General features: G+C 69.7%; 23 protein-coding genes. 18 read left to right on the top strand and 5 right to left on the bottom strand.

Going from position 1 to position 23,787, the window contains the following annotated elements:
* Positions 1–283: 283 nt before the first annotated feature.
* Entirely contained in the window at positions 284–1,375 is a 1,092-nt protein-coding gene (locus ACYVO6_RS05900; RefSeq protein WP_461057954.1) for a mechanosensitive ion channel family protein, read from the top strand.
* 89 nt (positions 1,376–1,464) lie between these two features.
* Here ACYVO6_RS05900 and ACYVO6_RS05895 read toward each other — a convergent pair whose 3' ends face one another.
* Positions 1,465–1,989: a cysteine hydrolase family protein gene (locus ACYVO6_RS05895; protein WP_461057952.1), complete on the bottom strand. Its 525-nt coding sequence runs from the start codon at positions 1,987–1,989 to the stop codon at positions 1,465–1,467.
* 132 nt (positions 1,990–2,121) lie between these two features.
* Here ACYVO6_RS05895 and ACYVO6_RS05890 point away from each other — a divergent pair, with 132 nt between their 5' ends.
* Positions 2,122–2,721: a TetR/AcrR family transcriptional regulator gene (locus ACYVO6_RS05890; protein ID WP_461057950.1), complete on the top strand. Its 600-nt coding sequence runs from the start codon at positions 2,122–2,124 to the stop codon at positions 2,719–2,721.
* A gap of 25 nt (positions 2,722–2,746) precedes the next feature.
* Here the strand turns inward: ACYVO6_RS05890 and ACYVO6_RS05885 are convergent, their stop codons facing one another.
* Positions 2,747–3,943, bottom strand: coding sequence for a M20 metallopeptidase family protein (locus ACYVO6_RS05885; RefSeq protein WP_461057949.1), 1,197 nt, complete (start codon positions 3,941–3,943; stop codon positions 2,747–2,749).
* Positions 3,944–4,077: 134 nt separating this feature from the next.
* Between ACYVO6_RS05885 and ACYVO6_RS05880 the strand changes: the two genes are divergently transcribed.
* The gene (locus tag ACYVO6_RS05880) at positions 4,078–4,470 is read left to right on the top strand and encodes a type II toxin-antitoxin system RelE/ParE family toxin (protein WP_461057947.1); all 393 of its coding nucleotides are present in this window, start codon (positions 4,078–4,080) and stop codon (positions 4,468–4,470) included.
* Positions 4,460–4,771: a helix-turn-helix domain-containing protein gene (locus ACYVO6_RS05875; RefSeq protein WP_461057945.1), complete on the top strand. Its 312-nt coding sequence runs from the start codon at positions 4,460–4,462 to the stop codon at positions 4,769–4,771. The genes ACYVO6_RS05880 and ACYVO6_RS05875 overlap by 11 nt, the downstream gene beginning before the upstream one ends.
* A gap of 254 nt (positions 4,772–5,025) precedes the next feature.
* Here ACYVO6_RS05875 and ACYVO6_RS05870 read toward each other — a convergent pair whose 3' ends face one another.
* Positions 5,026–5,868 carry an NAD(P)H-binding protein gene (locus tag ACYVO6_RS05870; protein ID WP_461057943.1) on the bottom strand — a complete coding sequence of 281 codons (843 nt, stop codon included), beginning with the start codon at positions 5,866–5,868 and terminating at the stop codon, positions 5,026–5,028.
* A gap of 87 nt (positions 5,869–5,955) precedes the next feature.
* Here ACYVO6_RS05870 and ACYVO6_RS05865 point away from each other — a divergent pair, with 87 nt between their 5' ends.
* Complete coding sequence (locus tag ACYVO6_RS05865) at positions 5,956–6,378, top strand: winged helix-turn-helix transcriptional regulator (protein WP_461057941.1); 423 nt, start codon at positions 5,956–5,958, stop codon at positions 6,376–6,378.
* Positions 6,379–6,406: 28 nt separating this feature from the next.
* On the opposite strand, the gene ACYVO6_RS05860 is transcribed toward ACYVO6_RS05865, so the two are convergent.
* The gene (locus tag ACYVO6_RS05860; RefSeq protein ID WP_461058242.1) at positions 6,407–6,568 is read right to left on the bottom strand and encodes a hypothetical protein; all 162 of its coding nucleotides are present in this window, start codon (positions 6,566–6,568) and stop codon (positions 6,407–6,409) included.
* Between ACYVO6_RS05860 and ACYVO6_RS05855 the strand changes: the two genes are divergently transcribed.
* Complete coding sequence (locus ACYVO6_RS05855) at positions 6,492–7,115, top strand: DUF5753 domain-containing protein (protein WP_461058231.1); 624 nt, start codon at positions 6,492–6,494, stop codon at positions 7,113–7,115. The two genes, ACYVO6_RS05860 and ACYVO6_RS05855, sit on opposite strands and share 77 nt — an antisense overlap.
* Positions 7,116–7,119: 4 nt before the next feature.
* Complete coding sequence (locus ACYVO6_RS05850; protein ID WP_461057939.1) at positions 7,120–7,305, top strand: DUF397 domain-containing protein; 186 nt, start codon at positions 7,120–7,122, stop codon at positions 7,303–7,305.
* Between the two features lie 298 nt (positions 7,306–7,603).
* Here the strand turns inward: ACYVO6_RS05850 and ACYVO6_RS05845 are convergent, their stop codons facing one another.
* Complete coding sequence (locus ACYVO6_RS05845; protein ID WP_461057937.1) at positions 7,604–8,350, bottom strand: class I SAM-dependent methyltransferase; 747 nt, start codon at positions 8,348–8,350, stop codon at positions 7,604–7,606.
* Positions 8,351–8,558: 208 nt separating this feature from the next.
* Between ACYVO6_RS05845 and ACYVO6_RS05840 the strand changes: the two genes are divergently transcribed.
* The 11 genes from ACYVO6_RS05840 (at position 8,559) to ACYVO6_RS05790 (ending at position 23,689) form a co-directional block, all read left to right on the top strand.
* A complete protein-coding gene (locus ACYVO6_RS05840) occupies positions 8,559–9,794 on the top strand; it encodes an ROK family transcriptional regulator (RefSeq protein ID WP_461057935.1) in 1,236 nt (411 codons plus the stop codon).
* Between the two features lie 194 nt (positions 9,795–9,988).
* Positions 9,989–11,320, top strand: coding sequence for an ABC transporter substrate-binding protein (locus tag ACYVO6_RS05835; RefSeq protein WP_461057933.1), 1,332 nt, complete (start codon positions 9,989–9,991; stop codon positions 11,318–11,320).
* Between the two features lie 3 nt (positions 11,321–11,323).
* On the top strand, positions 11,324–12,283 hold the full coding sequence (locus ACYVO6_RS05830) for a carbohydrate ABC transporter permease (RefSeq protein WP_461057931.1): 960 nt from the start codon (positions 11,324–11,326) through the stop codon (positions 12,281–12,283).
* A 5-nt stretch (positions 12,284–12,288) separates the two neighbouring features.
* Positions 12,289–13,209 carry a carbohydrate ABC transporter permease gene (locus ACYVO6_RS05825; RefSeq protein WP_461057929.1) on the top strand — a complete coding sequence of 307 codons (921 nt, stop codon included), beginning with the start codon at positions 12,289–12,291 and terminating at the stop codon, positions 13,207–13,209.
* A gap of 6 nt (positions 13,210–13,215) precedes the next feature.
* Positions 13,216–14,484 (top strand): 6-phospho-beta-glucosidase, encoded by a 1,269-nt coding sequence (locus ACYVO6_RS05820; protein ID WP_461057927.1) that lies wholly within the window; start codon positions 13,216–13,218, stop codon positions 14,482–14,484.
* Positions 14,475–15,461: an N-acetylglucosamine kinase gene (locus ACYVO6_RS05815; protein ID WP_461057925.1), complete on the top strand. Its 987-nt coding sequence runs from the start codon at positions 14,475–14,477 to the stop codon at positions 15,459–15,461. Before ACYVO6_RS05820 ends, ACYVO6_RS05815 begins: the two co-directional genes overlap by 10 nt.
* Positions 15,462–15,695: 234 nt before the next feature.
* Positions 15,696–17,120 (top strand): hypothetical protein, encoded by a 1,425-nt coding sequence (locus ACYVO6_RS05810; RefSeq protein ID WP_461057923.1) that lies wholly within the window; start codon positions 15,696–15,698, stop codon positions 17,118–17,120.
* A gap of 14 nt (positions 17,121–17,134) precedes the next feature.
* Positions 17,135–18,142 carry a glutamate ABC transporter substrate-binding protein gene (locus ACYVO6_RS05805; RefSeq protein ID WP_461057921.1) on the top strand — a complete coding sequence of 336 codons (1,008 nt, stop codon included), beginning with the start codon at positions 17,135–17,137 and terminating at the stop codon, positions 18,140–18,142.
* 99 nt (positions 18,143–18,241) lie between these two features.
* Complete coding sequence (locus ACYVO6_RS05800; RefSeq protein WP_461057919.1) at positions 18,242–19,582, top strand: zinc ribbon domain-containing protein; 1,341 nt, start codon at positions 18,242–18,244, stop codon at positions 19,580–19,582.
* Positions 19,583–19,594: 12 nt separating this feature from the next.
* On the top strand, positions 19,595–22,384 hold the full coding sequence (locus ACYVO6_RS05795; RefSeq protein WP_461057917.1) for a serine/threonine-protein kinase: 2,790 nt from the start codon (positions 19,595–19,597) through the stop codon (positions 22,382–22,384).
* Positions 22,385–23,689 (top strand): PP2C family serine/threonine-protein phosphatase, encoded by a 1,305-nt coding sequence (locus ACYVO6_RS05790; protein WP_461057915.1) that lies wholly within the window; start codon positions 22,385–22,387, stop codon positions 23,687–23,689. It begins immediately after the preceding gene.
* Positions 23,690–23,787 lie beyond the last annotated feature (98 nt).

The raw sequence follows: 23,787 nt of genomic DNA, 5'->3' as shown, positions 1-23,787 counted from the left end.
CTCCTTGTACGCCGGCGGCGCGTGGCTCGCGCCGGGACGATCTGTAGTCAGTCTCCCCTCATGCCTGGTGGAAGCGCCACCATGTCCCGGTAACGGGCTGGGAGTGTTTTCGACCACACCGTTTTCACTTCTTCGCGTTCATCCCCAGGTGAGCACAGTCTCTCCCTCGAACATTGGGGCAATCCACACATGGTGCCCCGTTAGTGTGTTGAGTCTGCCCGTCCGGTGACTCTCCTGTGACCCCCATGCCGCGGGCGGGCCGCTACGCCTGGAGGTACCTGCCGTGTTCTTGTCCGTCCTGTCGGTCGCCGATCCCTCGGACGAACCGTCGGCGCCATCGCTCCAGGACGCCCAGGAGAGTGCGACCAACGCCGCGAGCTGGGTGGAGCAGAACTGGTCGACGTGGCTCAGCATCGGGCTCAGAGTCCTGTTGATCGTCGTGATCGCGGGCGTCCTGAGAGTGGTGATCCGGCGGGCCATCACCAAGCTGATAGACCGCATGAACCGCACCGCCCAGGCCGTCGACGGCACCGCGCTGGGCGGTCTCCTCGTCAACGTCGAGCGCCGCCGTCAGCGTTCCCAGGCGATCGGTTCGGTACTGCGCTCGGTCGCGTCCTTCCTGATCCTGGGCACGGCCGGGCTGATGATCCTCGGCACGTTCGAGATCAACCTTGCCCCGCTGCTGGCCTCGGCGGGTGTGGCGGGCGTCGCGATCGGTTTCGGCGCGCGGAACCTGGTGACGGACTTCCTCTCCGGCGTCTTCATGATCCTGGAGGACCAGTACGGCGTCGGTGACACCGTCGACGCGGGCGTCGCCTCCGGCGAGGTCATCGAGGTGGGCCTGCGCGTGACGAAGCTCCGCGGCGACAACGGCGAGATCTGGTACGTCCGCAACGGCGAGGTCAAGCGCATCGGTAACCTCTCCCAGGGCTGGGCCACGGCCGGCGTCGACGTCACGGTCCGCCCTGACGAGGACCTCGACGTCGTCAAGGCCAAGATCCTCGAGGTCGGCGAGACCATGAGCAAGGAAGAGCCCTGGAACGAGCGCCTCTGGGGCCCGATCGAGGTCCTCGGCCTCGACAGCGTTCTCCTGGACTCCATGGTCGTCCGCGTCTCGGCGAAGACGATGCCCGGAAAGGCCTTGTCCGTGGAACGCGAGCTGCGCTGGCGCATCAAGAAGGCCTTCGACGCGGCCGGCATCCAGATCGTGGGCGGCCTCCCGCTCCAGCCGGACGCCGAGGCGCCCGCCGGCGACCCGACGGCGGGCATGGCCCCTCCGTCGGCGTACGCGAACACGTCGTCCCCACAGGCCCAGGCGGCTACGCCGCTTACCCCTGCACCGGCGGCTTCGGCTTCAGCGAACGCCTCGAAGTAGCGGTTCGTACGAGGGTGGCGGCGTCCGGAGGGTTCCGGGCGCCGCTTCGCTTTGTGCACGGCGACCGCGTAATGGCGAGGTCGCTTCGGTCACGGGCGAAGGTCGGTGATCTCGGTCGGCTTCACCACGCCGGCGATGCGCCAGAGCCCGATCCAGCTCTCCGGGAAGACGGACTCGTCGAGCAGCGCGGAATGGACCTGCGGGTCGGGGTCGGCGCAGGCGTCGGCGCAGACGGCGACCTCGTAGCCGACGTCGTACGCCCACCGGGCGGTGGACAGCACCGTCCCCGACGTCGCCACACCGGCGATGACGATCCGGCCGACGCCGGACGCGCGCAGCAGCTCGTGCAGGTTGGTGGTGGCGAACGCTCCGAGGGTGGTCTTGCCCAGCACGGGCTCGTCCCCGACGGGCGCCAGCAGCGGGTGGATCTGCTCGCGCATCGCCTCGTGGAGGACATGGAACACGGGCAGCCCCGCGTCCCGGGCCGACGCCATGGCGTTCGACGCGTGCTCCGCTACGGCGGCGTCGTGGCTGAAGTTCTCGACGATGTAGGTCGCGAAGTCCAGCGCGAGGAAAGCCGTCCGCGTTGCTGTTTCTTGATCGGTCAGGGTCATCAGATCTCCTTCAAGAGGAAACGGGGCCTCGGGACCGTAATCGGAGACTGCGCCCCGGTTAAGGTGGCGCTAGCATAACCGGAGACATCGCCCCGCTTCGAATGGACGGACCGACTGAGGAAGGAGCCCCACATGGCGGCGGAGAACCGCCCTCTGCGCGCCGACGCCCGCCGCAACCGGGACCGGCTCCTCGAGGTGGCGAGGCAGGCTTTCGCCACCGAGGGGCTGTCCGTCTCGTTGGATGAGATCGCACGCCGGGCCGGAGTGGGCCCCGGCACCCTTTACCGCCACTTCCCCACCAAAGAGGCGCTCTTCGAGGCCGTCGTCCACGAGCGCCTCCGACGTCTTGTCGACGAGGCCCGAACCCTGTCGTCCCGCGCCGACGACCCCGGAGCGGCCCTGTTCACGATCCTCAACCGTGTCGTCGCCGACGCCGCGGAGAAGGCCGACCTCATCGAGGCCCTGTCCGGCGCCGGCGTCGAGGTCCGCACAACGGTCTCCGCAACAGCCGCCGACCTCCGCCACGAGATCGGCCACATCCTCGCCCGCGCCCAGGACGACGGCACGGTCCGCGCCGACATCGACACCGCCGACCTCATGGCGGTCCTGGGCGGCGTACTCCTCGCCCTGCGCCACCCCGCCAACAAGGCCGCGGATCCACGGCGCTCCCTGGCGATCGTGCTCGACGGGCTACGCGCCGCACCACGGGGAAACCAGGACTCCGCCGACTGAGGGCCACGTCCTGTGGCGGCCCCAGCTAGGTGGTGAGTCGGCTGAACAGGAAACCGGCCATGGCACGGACTCCAATACCGAGGGCCCGCTCGTCCGCGCCGAAGTCCCGGGCGTGCGGTGTCCCGTTGAGGTCGGCTTCCGGGTTTGCGACGCCGAGGAAGAACATCGCTCCGGGGACGTCTCGCAGGAAGAGTGCGAAGTCCTCGCCGTTGAAGGGGAACGCCGCGTGGAGCACCGTGACCGCGTCGTCGCCGAGGGCGCTTCGCAGATACGTGGCCGCGGCTTCGCTCAGCTCGGGTGAGCACACCATGGCGGGGAACGGCTCGTCGGCGAAGTCGCCTCGGGCGCGCGGGAGTGAGTTCACCACCGCCCGGACCGCGTCGCGGATCTCGGCGTACCGGCTGTCGGGCCAGGCGCGCAGCGACGCCCGTACGACCGCGCCATCGGGCTCGGCTGTCAGCCGGGATCGCAGGAAGACGAAGCGTGCCAGCGGACCGTCCGGTGTCCGGATGTCGCGAACGAGCCGCGCGTACTGCTCGGGCGTCTGCGGATACTCGACGGTCGACCAGCCATCGACGAGGGCGACAAGGCGCTGCGCGTCGGCAACGGCCTCCGGCCCCGTCAGCTCGACCTGAAAGTGATCCTGACCGGGCAATCCAAAGCCGGGCATGACCGCGAACGTGCCGACCGGGAACGGCCCGCAGTGCAGGGCGTAGATCTCCTGGATCTCCTGGGGCGAGGTCCGCGCCAGGACGCCACTCGCGATCATCGCCCGTGCGCCCTCAAGGGTCTCTTCGGCCGGCTGGAAGAGGAAGACGATCCGCCCGTTCACGTACTCCCGCAGCCGCGCGAGGACCTGGGCGACGCCCACCCCGATCGTCGTATGCAGGTCGTGACCACACAGGTGTGCCGCGCCAGGCACGCGTGAGGCGAACTCGGCGTCGAAGGCTTCATCATCGTCAACCGCGTCCATGTCAGCCCGGTACGCGACGACAGGCCCAGCACCCGCCCCCTCAAGCACAGCCACCACGCCATGCCCACCCACCCCGGTCGAGACCACCAGCCCAGCGTCCCGAAGCCGCTCGGCAACAAGGGCCGCCGTATGCCGCTCGTCCCCGGCAAGCTCCGGATGCCGGTGAATCGCGCGACGCAGCGCGATCAGCTCGCCGTCGATCTCGCCTGCGATCTCATCAATGAGCTTGCCGTCCATGGCTGTTGACATATGGGGGAGGTTACTGGGAGCCGGTCGGCCGGGCTTGAGCTTGGCAACGTGGAGTTGGAAGCGGCACGCGCCCTGCTCCGGGCAGGCACCCTTGCCATTGGCGCAGCAACATTAGTCAGTGCTAATATCGCCCTGTGGACGACCCGTACGAGCTGAGGTTCTTCGCTGATGTCCTGGAGTGGATCCATGTGCTGGCAAAGGAGGATCCGGACAGCCACGATCACGTGATCGCCACGCTGGAGCGGTTACAGGAGTCGGGCCCTGCCCTGAGGCGACCTACTGTCGGCGCGATCGAGAACAGCAGATACCGCAACATGCGGGAGCTGCGCCCGCGAAGCGGCGGCTCGGTCAGCATCCGGATGCTGTTCGTCTTCGACCCCGTCCGACGCGCGGTGTTCCTCGTAGCGGGGAACAAGGCCAGCGGACGGCAGTGGGCAGCGTGGTATCCCAAGGCGATCAAAGAAGCTGACGCCAAGTACAGCGCGTACCTTGAAGCCCTGGAGGAGGAGAAGAAGCATGAAGCCTGAACTCGGCACCATGGCAGACCTGACGGCCGACATCACTCCGGAAAAGCGCGCCCGCATCGACGAGATCAAGCGGGAGATGCTCGACGCGGAGCGTGGCTACGAACTCGCCGCTCTTCGCAAAGCTCAGGGCATGACACAGGTTCAGGTCGCGAAAGCAATGGGCGTGACTCAGGGGCGTATCAGTCAGATCGAGCGTGGGGGTGTCCGGCTGGACACGTCGACGATGGCGGCATACCTCCAGGCCATTGGCGGGGAGCTGACGATACTGGCCACCGTGGGGAATGTGTCCGTGAAGCTTTGAGGGGAATGGCTGGACCCAGTACTGGCAGAGCTGATGCGTACTCAGGACTCGAGCCGGGCTTGGCGGTCGTATGCCGGGGTGTGACCGGTAGTGATCGGCTACGGCGACGATGTTGGTCCAGCCTGCTGGGCGCATGAGTCCGAAGTTGCGCGCGGTCAGGGGGACGCCGGATGCCGATCGGTTCCGCGCGCTCAGCAGCCTGGTGACACAGGTGACTCCTCCCGCCACGATCGGCGGGAGGACTCCTTTCGTTGCTATGCGCGCATCGCCCGCCGCTCAACGCTTGCTTCTGGTCTTGCGGCGGACGCGGCTGCAGTGGCCGTAGCCAGTGGGTCGCGGGCGGGGCGGTCAAGGAGGTCCGTGAGGTCGGGGGCGGTGCTGTCCAGGAAGCCGTGTCGGATGCCCGTGGCGATCGAGGCGAGCATGGGCGGCTGGAACGGCAGCAGCCCCGGCGTCTCGTCGAGGAGCCTGCGTCGGTATTCGGCCAGGCTGACGGTGCGGTGCGGGACCCCGAGCCGGTCGGCCACCTGTCCCGCCGTGATCGGGGTGCCGACGAGGTCGTATACGCGTCCGCTGTGCCGTGTCGGATTCGCCGCAACGATCGCCGTCGCATCGGCGAGATCCCCTCGCGCGACCGCGGCCAGGGCGCCGTCCCCGAACGCAGACTCCACGCCACTGTCGGCCCACATCAGGAGACCGCCGAAGAGTTCGGCGTAGAGGCCGTTGCGCAGGATCGTCCACGGCAATCCGCTTGTCCGAACAAGGCGTTCGGTCGCACGGTGCGCGAGCGCGAAACCGAGATGGTCGCCGGCACCGGTCAGGCTTGTGTAGACGACGTGGTGGACGCCATCGCGGACGGCGGCGTCCAGGACTGCCGCGTGCCGCCCGACGACCTGGTCGTCCTCGGCATAACCGGCAGAAATCAGCACCAGGGTCGACACACCGGCGAGATCGAGGCCCCCATGGTCGTCGAAGTCGAGACGCCGCATTCCCTCGCCCGGCGTGCGGCTGCCACCCGTCGCGACGGCGCCGCGAGCACGCAGCGCCGCAAGAGTGGCCGAGCCTAGATTCCCGTTCGCTCCGGTCACCAAGATCATGTCAATCACAGTCTTCCGTCGTGGTTCTCATCGGTAACTACGCTTGATCCTTGACCGCACGCCCACGGGCTACAAGAAGGCAGTTCGATGTCACTCACGCACACCGGGGTAACCGCCGCCCCCGCCGACCTCGATCCCTGCGGACGCGAGGACCACCCCGACTGCGGCATCCGCGACGTCCTGGACCGCATCGGGGACAAGTGGTCGGTGCTCGTGATCGTTGAACTCGCGGGCGGACCGCGCCGGTTCCGCGAACTACAGCGCGCCGTCGACGGCATCTCCCAGCGGATGCTCACCCTCACCGTACGCAGACTCGAACGCGACGGCCTCGTGCTGCGCACCGTGTACCCAACCGTCCCGGCCCAGGTCGACTACCGCCTGACCGAGACCGGGGCCAGCCTGACCCACCTGGTCAAGGCACTCGCCGACTGGTCCCTGACCCACCGTGCCGGCATCGCCGAAGCACGGCACGCGTACGACCAGACCCACCCCGACCACGACATTCGCTGACGAGAACCGTCACGGCTCCCAGTGCCAGTCAGCCACCGGCGACCTCGCGGTGCGCGGCGTGCACGATGTCACCGGCCTCCCGGATGGCACGGTCGCGCACGGCCGGGTCCGGGCTGCTGATCGCCTGCTCGGCGGCGTGCAGTCGGCGTGCCATCTCGGGATGGCGCTCAATCTCAACGACGAGCCTCACGGCTGGTAGAACATCCGGATCGATACGACGCTGGCCTCATCCCCTTCCCGGCCTTCTTCAGACTGCCGAGTACGCCCGCTCGCTGATCGTCACCGAAGGTGCAGGGGTCTGGGATGACCCCGACGAGATCGAGCGCATGGTCGAGATCCGAATGCGCCGCCAGGCACGCTTGGACGACGAGCGCCCGCTCCAGGTGTACGCCGTCATCTGGGAAGCGGCGCTACGACAGTTGATCGGCAGCTCCGAAACGATGCGCGCCCAGCTTCAGCACCTGCTGGAGGTGACCAAGCTCCCGAACGTACGCCTCCAGGTGCTGCCGTTCCGGGCGGGCGGACACCCGTGCATCACGGGCCCGTTCACCATCGTCTCGTTCGCCGAGACCGAGGCTGTGGACGTGGTCCACGCCGACACCATCGTGTCTACTGTGTGGGTGGAAAACGAGGCCGAAAGCGCCGCGTACAGCGCGTTCTTCGACCGTACGGCCCGGCTGAGCCTTGCCCAGCACGACTCAGCCCTGCTGATCGACACCATCCGCCAGGAGATGTGACCCCATGCGTGAGTTCGACTTCGTCAAGTCCACCTACAGCAACACTGGAGGCGAATGCGTCGAAGTCGCCCGCAACGCCCCCCACACCATCGCTGTCCGCGACTCAAAGGACCCCGATGGCCCCATACTCCGCCTCACCCCGGAAGCCTGGGCGCACTTCACGGCATCGTGCCCCCGGCTGACCCGTTAGTCGGCGCGAGCCGGCTCGACAGGAACCCTGCCATGGCGCGGACTCCGATCCCGAGGGCACTCTGGTGGCCCTCAGCCACCGTCCGGATCCCGCAAGCCTTCCAGCGCGGGACCATAGGACCCGGTCGTCACCAAGCCCCTCAACCTCCGTGCGCTCTTCAGTGCAGCCTCTGATGCCGTAGTAGACCGCCGCCACAACCAGGAGTGCGAGCAGAGCGCCCGGAGGCCTTGGCCCAGATGGCACTCCCGGGCAGTGAGGGGGCATGAGTACGGGTCCCCAGGGCCATGGCCCCGCGCACTCACCCGGTACGACGGTTCGCCTCGGGGATGCTGACGCGGTCGCTCCCCCCGTCACCCCCGCTCCCCACCGCTTCCGCCACCCCCACAATGAAACTCCCGCCCACCAGCCGGACGTCAGCCGACCAGCCGAGGGTGGCGAGATCGTCGGTCAGCGTCTCAGGGTCGTGGAAGACCTTCACGACGCGATGGCGGCTGCCGTCGTCGAGTTGGCGTACCACCGCGGAAGCGGACTGCGGTGCGAGAAATTCCTCGCGCCAGGACTCGGCCGGGCCCTCGTCGATGAAGATCGCTTTGCCCTGCGGGGCGAGCGCCGCGCGGACCGTGTTCCAGAAGTCGGCCAGTCGCGATGGCGGGACGTGGGAGAGCCAGAAGGCGAAGAAGACGGTGTCGTAGCGGCGGGACGGATGCCAGGTGAAGACGTCGGCCTGGGTGAACAGGACGTTGGGGGACGTGACGCGGGCGCACGCGATGTCCAGCGTCTCCGCTGCCGCGTCGAGCGCGGTCACCGAGCGGGCGCGTTCGGCGAGTGCGCCGGTCCACTGGCCCGTTCCGCAGGCCAGCTCCAACACGTCCCCGGTGATGGGGAGTTCGTCGGTTGCAGCCAGCAGGTTCCGTAGGTCCTCGCGCTCGGCATAGACCCGGTCGTACTCGGGCGCTCTGGCCCGGTAGTAGGCCTGTTGCTCCGCCAGAAGGGCATCGTCCAGCAGCAGGCCATGGTCCACAAGCGCGTCGTCCTCGCCAGCCATGGCCAGACCCTAGCCGTACAGCCTCACGTAACGACTTTGTTGCCTGCCAGTGGCCGGTATTGACGCCTCCGTGGCCGAAGGCCTACCTTCCTCAACCAATAGGAAAGTTTACTAACAGTGATCCAGGCGGGGCCCAGCGAGGTCCCGCATGGACGCCCGCACCAAATCGCTGAAAAGCTGGCCAACGGAAGGACAGGTGACGACAGCGATGGCAGGATCCGCCGGTACCCCGGGCACCCCGCGCGTCCTGCGCGCCATGAACGACCGGGCCGCTCTCGATCTGCTGCTGGAGCACGGGACGCTGTCGCGGACCAGGATCGGCAACCTCACCGGCCTCTCCAAGCCGACCGCCTCGCAGCTCCTCGCACGCCTGGAAGCCGCCGGTCTCGTCGTCGTGACCGGCACCAGTGAGGGGCGGCCGGGGCCCAACGCCCAGCTGTACGCGGTGAACCCCGCCGCCGCGCGGGTCGCGGGCCTTGACGTCACCCCGACCGGAATCCGTGCCGCGATCGCCGACATCACCGGCGAGACCGTCGGACGGTTCGAACTGCCGACCCCCGGCCGCAGCGCACAGGGCGCCATCGACCGCGTACTGCTGGCCCTGGACGGCGCGGTCAAGGACGCCGGGCTGCACCGGGCCGACGTGCACCGGATCGTGATCGGTACGCAGGGCGCCTTCGACCCCGCCACCGGCAACCTTCGCTACGCCAGCCACCTGCACGGCTGGCACTCGCCCCGGCTGCTGGAGGACATGGCCGCCGCGCTCGGCCCCATCCCCTTCGAAGTGGAGAACGACGTCAACCTCGCCGCCATCGCCGAGCAGCGCATCGGTGAAGCGCGCGGCTGCGAGAACTTCACCCTGCTCTGGGGGGAACGGGGCTTCGGCGCCGCGGTCGTGATCGGCGGCCGGCTGCACCGGGGCGCCACCGGAGGCGCCGGCGAAGTCGCCTTCCTCCCGTTGCCGGGAGCCCCGCTCGTACGCAATGTCGCCCGCAGCAACTCCGGCGGTTTCGAGGAACTGGCCGGTCGCCGGACCGTGTTGCGCCTGGCCCGCGAGCACGGCCTGACGCCCCCGCCCGGAACCGGCAGCGGCACCCTCACCGAGAAGGCCGCCGCGGTGGTCTCCGAAGCGGCCCGTACGGCCGAAAGGCCCGGACCGGGTCAAGCCCTCCTGGCCGACTTCGCCACCCGCCTCGCCACCGGACTCGCCGCGGTCGTCGCGGTGATCGACCCCGAACTGATCATCCTGGCCGGCGGGGTGATCACGGCCGGCGGCGAACCCCTCCGCTCCCTGATCCAGTCCGAGCTCGCCGAACTGGCCGTCCCCCGCCCCACCATCCGCCTCAGTACGACACCCGACAGCCCCGTACTGACCGGCGCCCTGCAGTCCGCCCTCGCGGCCACCCGCGACGAGGTCTTCGACACCACGGGTCGCACCCCCTGACCCGTACCGCCTGATCCACCACCGCCTGGTCCGTACTGCCTGACCGGGACGGCAGCCCCGTACGGCCGGACCGGTACTGCCTGCCCGTACCACCTGATCCGCGGGCCCCCGACCCGCCCCGTCCCCTCCCCACGCACGCCCAATTCCCTTCGCACGCCCAAAAGTTCCCCGCGCACGCCCCAAGGAGTTCCGTCATGCCCAGAATCAGTCCCGTACGTCTCGCCGTGGCGGCCACCGCGCTCGCCCTGACCGCCACCGCCTGCACCGGATCCAGCACATCCGGCGCAACCGACGACGCCAGCAAGCCGTCCACCATCACCTTCTGGCACCCCTGGAGCGCACCCAACGAAGTCAAGGCGATCGAGGCGAACGTCGCGGCCTTCGAGAAGGCGCACCCCAACATCGACGTCAAGGTCGTCGGAAACGTCGACGCCGACAAGGTGAACCAGGCGCTGCGCGCGGGCGGTTCGAACGCCCCGGACGTGGTCGCCTCCCCCGAGACCAGCAACGTCGGCAAGTTCTGTTCGTCGGGTGTCTTCGCCGATCTCGATCCCTTCCTGGAGAAGTCGAAGATCGACACCGCGAAGACCTTCCCCAAGCCGATGCTGGACTACACCCAGTTCGAGGGGACGCGCTGCGCGCTGCCGCTGCTCGGTGACGCGTACGGGCTCTACTACAACAAGACGATGTTCGAGGAGGCGGGCATCAAGTCGCCGCCGAAGACGCTCTCCGAGTTCAAGGCCGCCGCGGTCAAGCTGACCAAGGCCAAGGGCGACAGCTACTCGCAGCTCGGCTTCATGCCGAACTTCCACGGCTACGAGGTCACCGTCCCGCACCTCGCGGCGCAGTGGAGCCCGGAGTACTTCACCGCCGACGGCAAGTCGAACGTCGCCAAGGACCCTGCGTTCAAGGAGCTGTTGACCTGGCAGCAGGACATGGTGAAGTCGCTCGGCGGCTTCCAGAAGCTGGAGAAGTACCGTTCCGCCTTCGGTGACGAGTGGTCGGCCCAGAACCCGCTGCACACCGGGCAGATCGCCATGAACATCGACGGCGAGTGGCGCGGCGGCATGATGAAGGACGCGGGCGTGGACTTCGAGGTGGGGGTCGCGCCGTTCCCGGTCCCGGACGACCAGGCGGACACGTACGGCAAGGGCTTCCTGACCGGCACGATCATCGGGCTCGCCAGCACCAGCAGCAAGCAGAACGCCGCCTGGGAGCTGGTGAAGTACATGACCACGGACACCGACGCGGTCGTCTCCTTCGCCAACGCCATCAACAACGTCCCCTCGACCTTCGAGGCGCTGAAGTCCCCGAAGCTCGAGAACGACGCGACGATGCAGGCCTTCGTGAAGATCGCCCAGAACCCGAACAGCAACACCGCGCCCGCAGCCGTCAACGGCAGCGCCTACCAGGAGACGCTGCAGAACTTCGCGTACGACTTCGAGTCCGGCAAGGCGAAGGACCTGGACGCGGGTCTGGAGAAGACCGCCGGGCAGATCGACACCGACATCGCCAAGGCGCAGTAACCCATGACGATCCTGCACGGCCATTCGGCGGCGCTTCGCAGCAAGCGCCGCCGGGAGGGGCTGCGTACGCTGGCGTTCCTCTCCCCCTGGCTCATCGGTTTCAGCGTCTTCTTCGTCTATCCGCTGCTCTCGACCGTCTACTTCTCCTTCATGAAGTACGACGGCTTCAAGCCGCCCACCTTCAACGGGCTGACCAACTGGACGTACGTCTTCACGGACTATCCGTTCTTCTGGGCCGCGATGCGCAACACCCTGTGGCTCGTGGTGATCATGGTGGCGGCCCGGGTCGTCTTCGGGCTCGGCGTGGGGCTGCTGATCACGAAGATCAAGACGGGTGCGGGGCTGTTCCGTACCTTCTTCTATCTGCCGTATCTCGCCCCGCCCGTCGCCGCCACCCTGGCCTTCGCCTTTCTGCTCAACCCGGGCACCGGCCCGGTCAACCAGGTACTCGGCGATCTGGGCCTGCCGCAGCCGGGCTGGTTCAACGACCCGACCTGGTCCAAGCCGGCGCTGACGCTGCTCGCGCTGTGGGGCATCGGCGACCTGATGGTGATCTTCATGGCGGCGCTGCTCGATGTGCCCAAGGAGCAGTACGAAGCGGCCGAACTCGACGGCGCGGGCTCCTGGAAGCGCTTCCGGTACGTGACCCTGCCGAACATCTCGCCCATCGTGCTGTTCGCCGTGGTCACCGGTGTGATCCAGACGATGCAGTACTACACGCAGCCGATCATCGCCGGTAAGACGGCCAGCGGTGTCATCGGCGCCGGGGCCGGCCAGATCTACGAGCCCGGCTACCCGGGGAAGTCCACGCTGACCCTCCCCCAGCTCGTCTACACCCTGGGCTTCCAGCGCTTCGACACCGGCTCCGCCTGTGTGGTCGCACTCGTGCTGTTCGCTCTGTCCATGGCGTTCACCGCGCTGCTGATGCGCCGCCGCGGCGGCCTGATCACGGTGGAGGACTGATCCCTATGACCCACACCGTCACCGCCCGCCCGCCTGCCCCCACCAAACCCGCCGGTCCGTCCGGCAGGGCCTCCGCGAGCCCGGCGGCCCGTACCGCCCGGCGCAAGGCGCTGCTGCACTGGATCGCCGTGCACTGTCTGGGCATCGCCGCCGCGCTGTTCTTCATCATGCCGTTCGTGTTCATCCTGCTCACGTCCCTGATGGACGATCAGCAGACGCTGACCAGCGCCCTGTGGCCGAGGTCCTGGAACTGGGACAACTACGCGAACGTCTGGAACGCCCCCGGCTTTCTGACCTGGTGGCGCAACACCCTGATGTACGCGGGCCTGGGCACCCTCTTCACCGTCGTCTCCAGCCTTCCGGTGGCGTACGCCCTGGCCAAGTTCCGCTTCCGCGGGCGCCGGATCGCGATGATGCTCGTCATCTCCGCGATGATGCTGCCGCCGCAGGTGATCATCGTGCCGATGTACCTGTTCTGGGCCAAGCAGATGCACATGACCGGCTCGCTGTGGCCGCTGATCATCCCGATGGCCTTCGGCGACGCCTTCAGCATCTTCCTGCTGCGCCAGTTCCTGCTGACCATTCCCGACGAGTATCTCGACGCGGCGAAGGTCGACGGCTGCGGAGAACTGCGCACCCTCCTGCGGATCGTCGTGCCGCTGGCCAAGCCGGGGATCGCGGCCGTCGCGCTGTTCCAGTTCTTCTACTGCTGGAACGATTATTTCGGCCCGCAGATCTACGCGAGTGACAATCCGGCTGCCTGGACGCTCAGTTACGGACTCGAGTCGTTCAAGGACAACCACCATACGAACTGGAATCTGACCATGGCCGCGACCCTGCTGGTCATGGCCCCCGTGATCATCGTGTTCTTCTTCGCGCAGAAGGCGTTCATCGAGGGTGTCACGCTGACCGGAGTGAAGGGCTGACCGACCGTGAAACTGGCAGTAGTGGGCGGGGGTTCGACGTACACCCCCGAACTCATCGACGGCTTCGCCCGGTTGAGGGACACCCTGCCCGTCGAGGAGCTGGTGCTCGTCGATCCGGCGGCCGAACGGCTGGAGCTGGTCGGCGGCTTGGCGCGGCGCATCTTCGCGAGGCAGGGGCACGGCGGGCGCATCGTCACGACCTCCGACCTGGACGCGGGCATCGACGGCGCCGACGCCGTCCTGCTCCAACTCCGCGTCGGAGGACAGGCCGCGCGCGAGCAGGACGAGACCTGGCCGCTGGAGTGCGGCTGCGTCGGCCAGGAGACGACCGGTGCAGGCGGGCTCGCCAAGGCGCTGCGTACGGTGCCGGTGGTGCTGGACATCGCGGAGCGCGTACGGCGAACCAATCCGGGCGCCTGGATCATCGACTTCACCAACCCGGTGGGCATCGTGACCCGCGCCCTGCTCGAAGCCGGTCACAAAGCGGTCGGGCTGTGCAACGTAGCGATCGGTTTCCAGCGGAAGTTCGCCGGAATGCTCGGCGTCGCGCCCGTCGACGTGCACCTCGATCACGTCGGGCTCAACCATCTCACCTGGGAGACGGGTGTACGACTCGGGGGGCCCGAGGGCGAGAATGTCCTGCCGAAGCTGCTCGCCGAGCACGGCGACGCCGTCGCCGCCGACCTGCGCCTGCCGCGCGACGTCGTCGACCGCCTCGGCGTCGTCCCCTCCTACTACCTGCGCTACTACTACGCGCACGACGAGGTCGTTCGGGAGCAGCGGACGAAGCCGTCGCGGGCCGCCGAAGTGGCGGAGATGGAACGGCAGTTGCTGAAGATGTACGGCGACCCGGAGCTCGCCGAGAAGCCGGCGCTGCTCGGCAAGCGGGGCGGGGCGTACTACTCGGAGGCGGCCGTGGACCTCGCGGCCTCGCTGCTCGGTGGCGGGGCGGGCAGTCCGTACCAGGTCGTGAACACGTACAACAAGGGGACGCTGCCCTTCCTGCCGGACGACGCCGTCATCGAGGTCCAGGCGGCCGTCGGATCCAGCGGGGCCACTCCGCTGCCGGTGCCGTCGGTGGATCCGCTGTACGCGGGCCTGATGGCGAACGTGACCGCGTACGAGGACCTGGCGCTCAAGGCCGCGCTGCACGGTGGACGCGAGCGGGTGTTCCGCACGCTGCTCGCGCATCCCCTGGTGGGCCAGTACGCGTACGCCGACGTCCTCACCGACCAGTTGCTCGCGCACAACCGGGAGCACCTCGCGTGGGCATAAGAGCGGGTGTTCTCGCCATCGACGCCGGGAACAGCAAGACCGACGTGGCCGTCGTCGCGCGGGACGGGCGGGTGCTCGCCGAGGCGCGCGCGGGCGGTTTCCGGCCGCCCGTGGTCGGCGTGCGGCAGGCCGTGGACACACTGGCCGATGCCGTCGACCGGGCCTTCGCCGAGGCCGGCGTCAGCTCCGTGGACCATGTCTCTGCGTGTCTCGCCAACGCCGATCTCCCCGTCGAGGAGGAGCAGTTGGCCGCCGCGCTGCACGCGCGCGCGTGGGGCACGAGTACCGAGGTGCGCAACGACACCTTCGCGATCCTGCGTGCCGGGGTCGCCGAGCCGCGTGGGGTGGCCGTGGTGTGCGGCGCGGGCATCAACTGCGTCGGTATGCGGCCCGACGGATGCATCGCCCGCTTCCCCGCCATCGGCCGCCTCTCCGGTGACTGGGGCGGCGGCGGGGGCCTCGCCGAGGAGGCCATCTGGCATGCGGCGCGGGCCGAGGACGGCCGGGGCGGCCCGACCGCGCTGGCCCGCGCCCTGCCCGCCCACTTCGGCCTCGACTCCATGTACGCGCTGATCGAGGCCTTCCACCTCAGATACCTGAGGCACGAACGGCGTCACGAGCTGACACCGGTCCTGTTCGCCACGGCGGCGGCCGGCGACCCGGTGGCCCGCGCGCTCGTCGACCGGCTCGCGGAGGAGGTGGCGACCATGGCGAGCGTCGCCCTGTCCCGTCTGGAACTGCTCGACGAGGAGGCCCCCGTACTTCTCGGCGGCAGCATCCTGGCGGCCCGGCACCCCCAACTCGACGACCGGACAAGGGAACTGCTGGCCGAACGCGCCCCCAAGGCCGTACCCCGGGTGGTCACCGCGAGCCCGGTCCTGGGCGCCGCGCTGCTCGGCCTCGACCACCTGAAGGCGCCCGACGAGGTGCACGCGCGCGTGCGGGCGCATTACGAGGGCTCGCGCAGGGAACCGTAGGGTTCTGGATCGCGTATTCATGGTTGCGCTGCGGTACGAATTGCACTGCGATACGAACAAGATCCAGTCTGGGACTGTGCGATGTCAGTCCTGGCGGGGATACTTGCGGCCGTGCACCTCTTCCCGTGCGTCCTGACGCGCGGGCGGACGTGACGGAGGGATGACCATGGGGGAGGTCAAGTGACATACACGCCGAACGGCGGCTCGGCGCCACCTGGCGCGGGACCGCCCACAATGCCCGCAATGCCGCCGCAGCCAGGTCCACCGGTCGCGGTGCCGACGGCGCCGCCCGCCGCGCAGCCCGGTCCGGCCGGTCCCGGCGGGCCCGACACGACGCCCCCGCGCCGTACGGCCTGGGCGGAAGGCGTCGACAAGTTGCGCGCCGCGGCGACCACGGAGCCGGGGCGGCTGCGCATCATCGGTGCCGTGCTGGCCTTCCTGGTCGTGGCGTTCGGCGCGATGACGGCCTGGCAGATGACGGAGCGTTCGGCCGCCGCCGACGACGTACTGAACAGCAGTCAGCCGCTGAGCGCCGACGCCGCGCTCATCTACCGCTCGCTCGCCGACGCCAACACCGCGGCCTCCAGCGGCTTCCTCGCGGGCGGCCAGGAGACCGCCCAGTCCCGTCAGCGGTACGAGCGGGGCATCACCACGGCCGCGGACAAGCTGGTCAACGCGGCGGCCAACTCCGAGCCGGGCTCCGAGTCGGCGGAGACCATCACCCGGCTGAACACGCGGCTGCCCGAGTACAAGGGCCTCATCGAGCGCGCCCGGTCCAACAACCGGCAGGGCTACCCGCTCGGCGGCGCCTACCTGCGCTACGCCAACGCGAAGATGCAGGTCATGCTCAAGGACGCCGAGGATCTCTACAAGATGGAGAACCAGCGGCTGCGCTCCGACTACGACGCCGCGACGCCCTACCCGTGGATAGCGATCGGCGTCGGCGTCGTCGCGATCGGCGGCCTCGTCTGGGCCCAGCGCCGCAACTACCAGCGTACGAACCGGGTGTTGAACCACGGCATGGTCGCCGCGACCGCCGCCTCCACAGTGGTGCTGCTCTGGCTGGTGGTCGGCCACAGCTTCGCCAGGGCAGGCCTGAACGAGTCGTACGACCACGGGGTACGGTCGCTGAACGTGCTGAACGACGCCCGGATCGCCTCCCTCAAGGCCCGCGGCAACGAGACGCTGACGCTGGTCAGCCGGGGCGCCGAGACCAAAGAGGTCGACGGCGAGATCGTGGACGCGTACGACAACGACTACACGAACCAGATGAAGGACCTCTCCGCCAAGCTGGCCGCCGCCGAGGACCTCGCCGACGACAGTGCGGGCGAGTCTCCGGTGAAGGGCGCGACGGAGAACATGCAGGTCTGGCAGGACCGGCACAAGGAAGCCCGCACCGCGGACGACTCGGGCAACTACCAGGGCGCGCTGGACAAGGTGATCGGCTCCAAGGACGACAAGCCGACGGGCGAGTGCTTCGACAACGTGGACACCGATCTGCAGAAGGCGCTCACCCATGAGCAGGGCGAGTTCGAGCTGGCGGCCGAGGACGGCAAGGGCGCGATGACGGGGCTTCCGGTGGGTGCCGCGGTGCTCGCGGTGCTGGGCGCCTCGGGTGCGGTGCTCGGTATCGGGCGCCGGCTGTCGGAGTACCGGTGAGAGGGGGCATGACGATGAAGGCACGACGTGTGCGGGCCGCTCTGAAGGGCTGGGGCGGCGTCGGCGCGATGGCGGTCGTCCTGGCCCTGACGGCGGTCTTCGCGCTGGTGCTGCCGCTGTCGCAGTCCCGCGGGGACGGCAGCACGGGCACCGGCGGCCAGGGCGTGGCCGAGGGCACGCAGACCAAGGCCGAGGAGTGCACCGACCCACAGGACCAGAGCCTGCCGCCGTCCGGCGACCAGAACGGCGCGACGGTCCAGGCCATCCGGGACCGCGGCTATCTTCGGGTCGGCGTCGATCAGAACAGCTACCGCTGGGGCTACCGCGATCCGAACAGCACCACGGAAACCAGTGAGCTGGAGGGCTTCGACATCGATCTCGCGCACGCGATAGCGGGCGAGATCCTCGGCGACCCCAACGCGATCCGCTTCCAAGCCATCCCCACCAATGAGCGGATCCCCGCGATCCAGGGCGACCGCGTCGACATGGTGGTCCGCACGATGACGATCAGCTGCACCCGGCTGGAGGAAGTGGCCTTCTCCTCGCCCTACTTCGAGACGGGACAGCAGGTCCTGGCCCCGAAGACCTCGGACATCACGGGGTACGACGACTCCTTGGCGAACAAGAAGATCTGCTCGGCGGACGGCTCCACCGCCTGGGAGAACCTGGACGCGGACAAGAAGGACGGCGACCTGGTCGCCTCCGCCGACATCAAGACCACCGTGCCCAACCAACTCGACTGCCTGGTGAGGCTCCAGCTCGGTGAGGTCGACGCCGTGGTGACCGACGGCGCGCTCGCCGCGAGCCAGGCCGCGCAGGACCCGACGGTCGAGCTCAAGGGGGAGCCGTTCACGACCGAGTACTACGGAGTGGCGATGAAGAAGGGCGCCGACGATCTGGTGCGCCGGGTCAACCAAGTGCTGGTGGACTACCGCAAGAACGGCTGGCAGCAGTCGTACGACAAGTGGCTCGCGGCGAGCCTCGGGGATTCGGCGGGACCGCCCGCCGTTAAGTACCAGTAACTGAAGCCGAGTACCAGAAGCCAAGCTGATACGACTGGAGAGTTGCCCGGGCCGCGTGGGGAACGCGTACCGGAAACGACCAAGAGCGAGAGGTGATCGATGGGCGCCGCGGGACCCTCCGGGCCGGTAATGGACCGGGACGAGGTGGACCGTGCGCTGGCGCGGCTCGGCGCGGAGCACGAGGCCATCGAGACCTCGCTCCTCGCCCTGCAGGACCACGCGGGCCGCAGACTCCTCGAAGGCGCCGAGCTCACGGGGACGACCCGGGAGCGCTGGACGGCCGCCGAGGCGTCGATCTCGCTCCTGTGGACGTACTTCGACGCGTACGCGGACGCCCTGCGCTCCGCGCGTGACGTGCGCTCCCGCAGACGCTGGCCGAACCGCGACGACCTCGTGGAGCTGACGGAGCTGCTGCGCGGCGAGAGCGTCACGGTGGCGGGCAGCGCCGCAGCGACGGCCTCCGCGCCCACGATGGCCGGCACGGGAAAGCTCAGCGAGCGCTTCACCCTGGCCGAACTCGTGGAGCGTATGAACGAGTTGTACGCGAAGTCCCTCGACATGGTCGTGGCGGCCGACGCCGTCTGGTCGGCGCTGCCCGCGCGGATCGACCTGCTGGCCGCGGAGTTGCAGCGCACCCGCCAGCTCGCGCACTCCGTGGGCGTACGCCCCGGGGAGCACCCGGCGGGCGACGACCTGGAGCGGATCACGCGCACGCTGACGTCGCTGCGGGAGCAGGTGGTGTCCGATCCGCTGGCGTTCTGGCTGCCCACGCAGGGCAGTTCGGCGCCGGGCGGCGGGCGGCCCGACACCACGCGTTACGACCGGGAGGCGCGCGCGCTGGAGGACGTGCGCCGCGAGATCGACGCGGTGCTGAGCGTGAGGCAGGACGCGGAGGCGCGGCTGGTGAAGCTGCGGGACGTGCTCTCGCGTGCGGACCGCACGCTGGCCGAGGCGCGCTCCGCGCGCGGTGAGGTGCTGGCGAAGATCGCCGCGTCGGAGGTGCCCGCGGTCAGCGGCCCGCCGACGGCGCTGCAGGAGCAGCTGGCGACGGCCGCCGAGTACCGCAGACACGCGCAGTGGCACCGTCTCTCGCCGCTCCTTGAGGCCCTGGAGGAGAAGGCCGAGGACGAACTCCTCAGGGCGCGCGAGTCGTTGACGGCCGTCACCGCGCCGCTCGCGGTCCGCGCGGAGCTGCGCGGCCGGCTCGACGCGTACAAGGCGAAGGTCGCCCGGCACGGCCTCGCCGAGGACCCGCTGCTCGTGGAGCGCTACGACGCGGCGCGCCGCATGCTGTGGAGCGCACCCTGCGATCTGCGCGTGGCGGAACAGGCGGTGCTGCGCTACCAGCACGCGGCCGCCGACTTGCTGGTGCCCAAGGTCCCCGGCCAGGCCGGCCACGGGGGGCCACAGGACCGGAGGGGGCCCTCCCGTGAGGGATAAAGGTGATGCAGTGTGAGCGAAGAGAACGCGGGCGAACGGAAGCAGTGCCAGCGCCCCGGTTGCACGGGGGCGTACGAGGACGTGGGCGGCGGCGAGTTGTACTGCGACACATGCGGTCTGGCGCCGGTCGTCTCCGCGAGCGGCATGGTCGGCTCGCCGCCGACCGGGATCACGGCGGGCGGGAAGGGCTCGCGCGGCTCCGGCCGCGGCAGTGCCAGCTCGCGCTCCAGTTCCCGGTCGTCGTCGCGCTCGGCACGCTCCTCGCAGTCCCGGCGCTCGGTGTCGGGGCGTCTGTCGCGCTCCTTGTCGGGGCGGACATCGGGCCGTTCGGTGTCGGTGCGCAGCTCCGGTTCGACGGCCGGGTCCTCCGGTCGGGGTCGGCTGGGCGTCGGCCTCGTCCAGGTCCCGGACGTGCCGCGGCCCGATCCGCGCGAGATGGTCCAGGAGAACCCCGAGGTACCCGAGCGCAAGCGGTTCTGCTCGCGCTCCGACTGCGGGGCGCCGGTGGGGCGTGCGCGGGGTGAGAGGCCGGGGCGTACGGAGGGTTTCTGCACCAAGTGCGGCCACCCGTACTCGTTCGTGCCGAAGCTGCGCGCGGGCGATGTCGTGCACGGCCAGTACGAGGTCGTGGGCTGCCTCGCGCACGGCGGGCTCGGCTGGATCTACCTCGCCGTGGACCGCGCGGTGTCCGACCGCTGGGTGGTGCTCAAGGGCCTGCTCGACACGGGCGACCAGGACGCGATGGCCGCCGCGATATCGGAGCGCCGCTTCCTCGCCGAGATCGAGCACTCCAACATCGTGCGGATCTACAACTTCGTCGAGCACCTCGACCAGCGCACGGGCTCCCTCGACGGCTACATCGTCATGGAGTACGTCGGCGGCAAGTCCCTCAAGGAGATCGCCAACGAGCGTCGTACGCCCGCCGGGAAGCGTGACCCGCTGCCGGTGGAGCAGGCCTGCGCGTACGGTATCGAGGCGCTCGAGGCGCTCGGTCATCTGCACAGCCGCAACCTGCTGTACTGCGACTTCAAGGTCGACAACGCGATCCAGACCGAGGACCAGCTCAAGCTGATCGACATGGGCGCGGTGCGCAGGATGGACGACGACGAGTCGGCCATCTACGGCACGGTCGGCTACCAGGCGCCGGAGGTCGCCGAGCTCGGCCCGTCGGTCGCCTCCGACCTCTACACCGTCGCCCGTACGCTCGCGGTGCTGACCTTCGACTTCCAGGGCTACACGAACGTCTTCGTGGACTCCCTGCCCGACCCCGACAACATCGAGGTCTTCCGCCAGTACGAGTCGTTCTACCGCCTTCTCGTACGCGCCACCGACCCCGACCCGGCCCGCCGGTTCGCCTCCGCGCAGGAGATGGCCGAGCAGCTGACGGGCGTACTGCGCGAGGTCGTGGCGCTGCAGACGGGCCGCCCCCGCCCCTCCCTGTCCACGCTCTTCGGGCCCGAACTGAAGGTCACGGACACGGAGTTGTTCGGGGAGCTGGAGGGGGATGTGTCGCGGCTGGGGGCACGGGCGGTGCCGGTGGGACGGCGGCGCCGGGCGCTTGTCGGGACCAACGGAGGCCGGGCGCTGGTCGCGGCGGGCAACGGCGGTGCAGCCGTTTCTTCAGGCACCGGAGATGCCGCGCTGTCCGGCGGCGGAGCCGCGGGCGGTCCTGGCGCCGGAGGCGCTGGGCAGTTGGGCGGCGGAGCCGCTGGCGCTCTCGGCAGCGGAGGCGCCGCACTGTCTGGCGGCGGAGCCACTAACGCTTTCGGCGCCGGAGGCGCCGGGCAGGCAGGCGGTGCAGCCGCCACCCCCGCCCAAAGCGCGGCCGACGCCCTCGCGCCGCCGCCGACCGCCCTGGTCAAGCCCGTCCAGAGCGCGGCCAGCGCACTCGCTCTGCCGGTCCCCCGCGTCGACCCCGGCGACCCGAACGCCGGTTTCCTCGCGGGCCTCATGGCGTCCGCGCCCGCGGAGCTGATCTCCGCGCTGCACGCGGCGCCCACCGGCTCCCTGGAGCTGCGGCTGCGCGAGCTGCGGGCCCGCCTGGAGATGGGCGAGCTGGAGAGCGCCACCGGGACCCTCGCGGCCCTGGAGGCGGACCATCCCGACGACTGGCGGGTGGTCTGGTATCGCGGGGTCGCCGCGCTCGCGACCGGCGACCACGAGGTGGCGGCGCTGTCCTTCGACGCGATCTACGACGCGTTCCCCGGCGAGCCCGCCCCCAAGCTGGCCCTCGGCCTGTGCGCGGAGGTCCTCGGGCAGCTGGACAACGCCGCCGAGTACTACCGCCTGGTGTGGACGACCGACCCGAGCTATGTGAGCGCGGCGTTCGGACTGGCCCGCGTACAGCTCGCGGCGGGCGACCGGCGGGGTGCCGTACGGACCCTGGAGTCGGTGCCGGAGGCGAACATCCACTACACGGCGGCCCGCGTCGCCGCCGTACGGGCACGGCTGCGGCACCGGATGAACGCGGCCCCGGACGCCCAGTTCCTGGACGACCTGACCGCGGCGGCGGGGCAGATCGAGGCGCTCGGCGGATACGGCCTGGACGCGGTCCGACGCGAGCAGTTGTCCACAGAGGTCCTTGGCTGCGCCCTGGACTGGGTACTCTCCGGTAGCCAGGGTTCCGCGCCACCGAGCACACCGGCGCGTACCGTACTGCTCGGCAGTGACCTGGACGAGCGAGGCCTCCGCTTCGGTCTGGAGCGCTCGTACCGGACACTGGCCCGGCTCGCCCAAGGTGGCGAGGAGAGGATCGATCTGGTGGAGCGCGCCAACCGCTACCGCCCCCGGACGTGGGTGTAATTGATGTCGCAGATGCCCCCGGCGTTGTCGAAGTGCCCCAGCTGCGAGGAGCCGCTGGAGTCGGGCGACCGCTTCTGCGGTGCGTGCGGGTACGACCTGTCGGCCGTGCCCGCACCGCCGGACGACAACCCCACGATCACCATGAACGGCATGGCAGCGCACCCCCCGTCGGCCGCCCCTTCGGTGGACTGGCCGGTCGCCCCCGAGGTGGACAGCTCCCACAGGCCCGCCCCAGTCCATGTGCCGTCGGAGATCCAGGGCACCGACTCGGCGGGCCACGAACTCCCGGCCCACGCGTCGGGCGTACGGTTCGACGGGCCCCCGGAGCCGGACGAGTACACTCTGCAGGCACCCGACCCGCGCACCGCCGACTTCGCGACGACCCCGTCCGCGGGCACCAAGGTGTGCGTGGCCTGCCGCGCGGGCCAGGTCGACCGGGACGGCTACTGCGAGAACTGCGGCCACGCACAGCCGCGTGAACGGGACCATATGGAACAGGAGTTGGACGCCGTGTCCGCGGTCAGCGACCGGGGGCTGCGCCACCATCGCAACGAGGACGCGTTCGCGATCTCCTCGACCGCGCTGCCCGACGGCTCCTCCGCCGTCGTCGCGATCGTCTGCGACGGGGTGTCCTCGGCGACCCGCCCGGACGAGGCCTCCCTCGCCGCGTCCCGCGCCGCCAACGAGTCGCTCCTGGAGGCCCTGCCCCGGGGCACGCACCCCCAGCAGGCCATGCACGACGCGATCGTCGCCGCCTCCCGGGCGGTCAACTCCCTTGCGGGAGCCGCCCCTTCCGAGCACGCCCCGCATCAGAACGCGCCCGCCTGCACCCTCGTGGGCGCCGTGGTCACGCCCACTCTCCTGATCGTCGGCTGGGTCGGCGACAGCCGCGCCTACTGGATCCCCGTGGACCGCACCTCCCCCGCGGCCCGGCTCACCGAGGACGACTCCTGGGCCGCGCAGATGGTCGCCGCGGGCCTGATGAACGAGGCGGAGGCGTACGCGGACGAGCGCGCCCACGCGATCACCGGCTGGCTCGGCGCGGATGCGTACGAACTGGAGCCGCACACCGCTTCCTTCAAGCCGGACCGGCCGGGTGTAGTGGTGGTGTGCACCGACGGCTTGTGGAACTACGCGGAGGCGGCCGAGGAGCTGGCGCAGGTCATCCCGCCCGACGCCGCGCTCCGCCCGCTGCACAGCGCCCAGGTTCTGGTCGGCCACGCCCTGGACGGCGGGGGCCACGACAACGTAACAGTGGCCGTCCTGCCGTTCCCGGCCCCCTCGATGGGGGCAGGATCGGCCTGAGGCCGGACAGGGAACGGTCTCTAGGGCCGGGCAGGACCGGCCTGAGGCCGGGCAGGAACGGCCGTGGACCGGAGGGGACCGGTCCGCTCACCGACATC

The organism is Streptomyces pseudoechinosporeus (assembly GCF_054783935.1).
The sequence above is the reverse complement of the archived record's forward strand: the minus strand, read 5'-3'. Positions and strand labels throughout refer to the sequence as shown.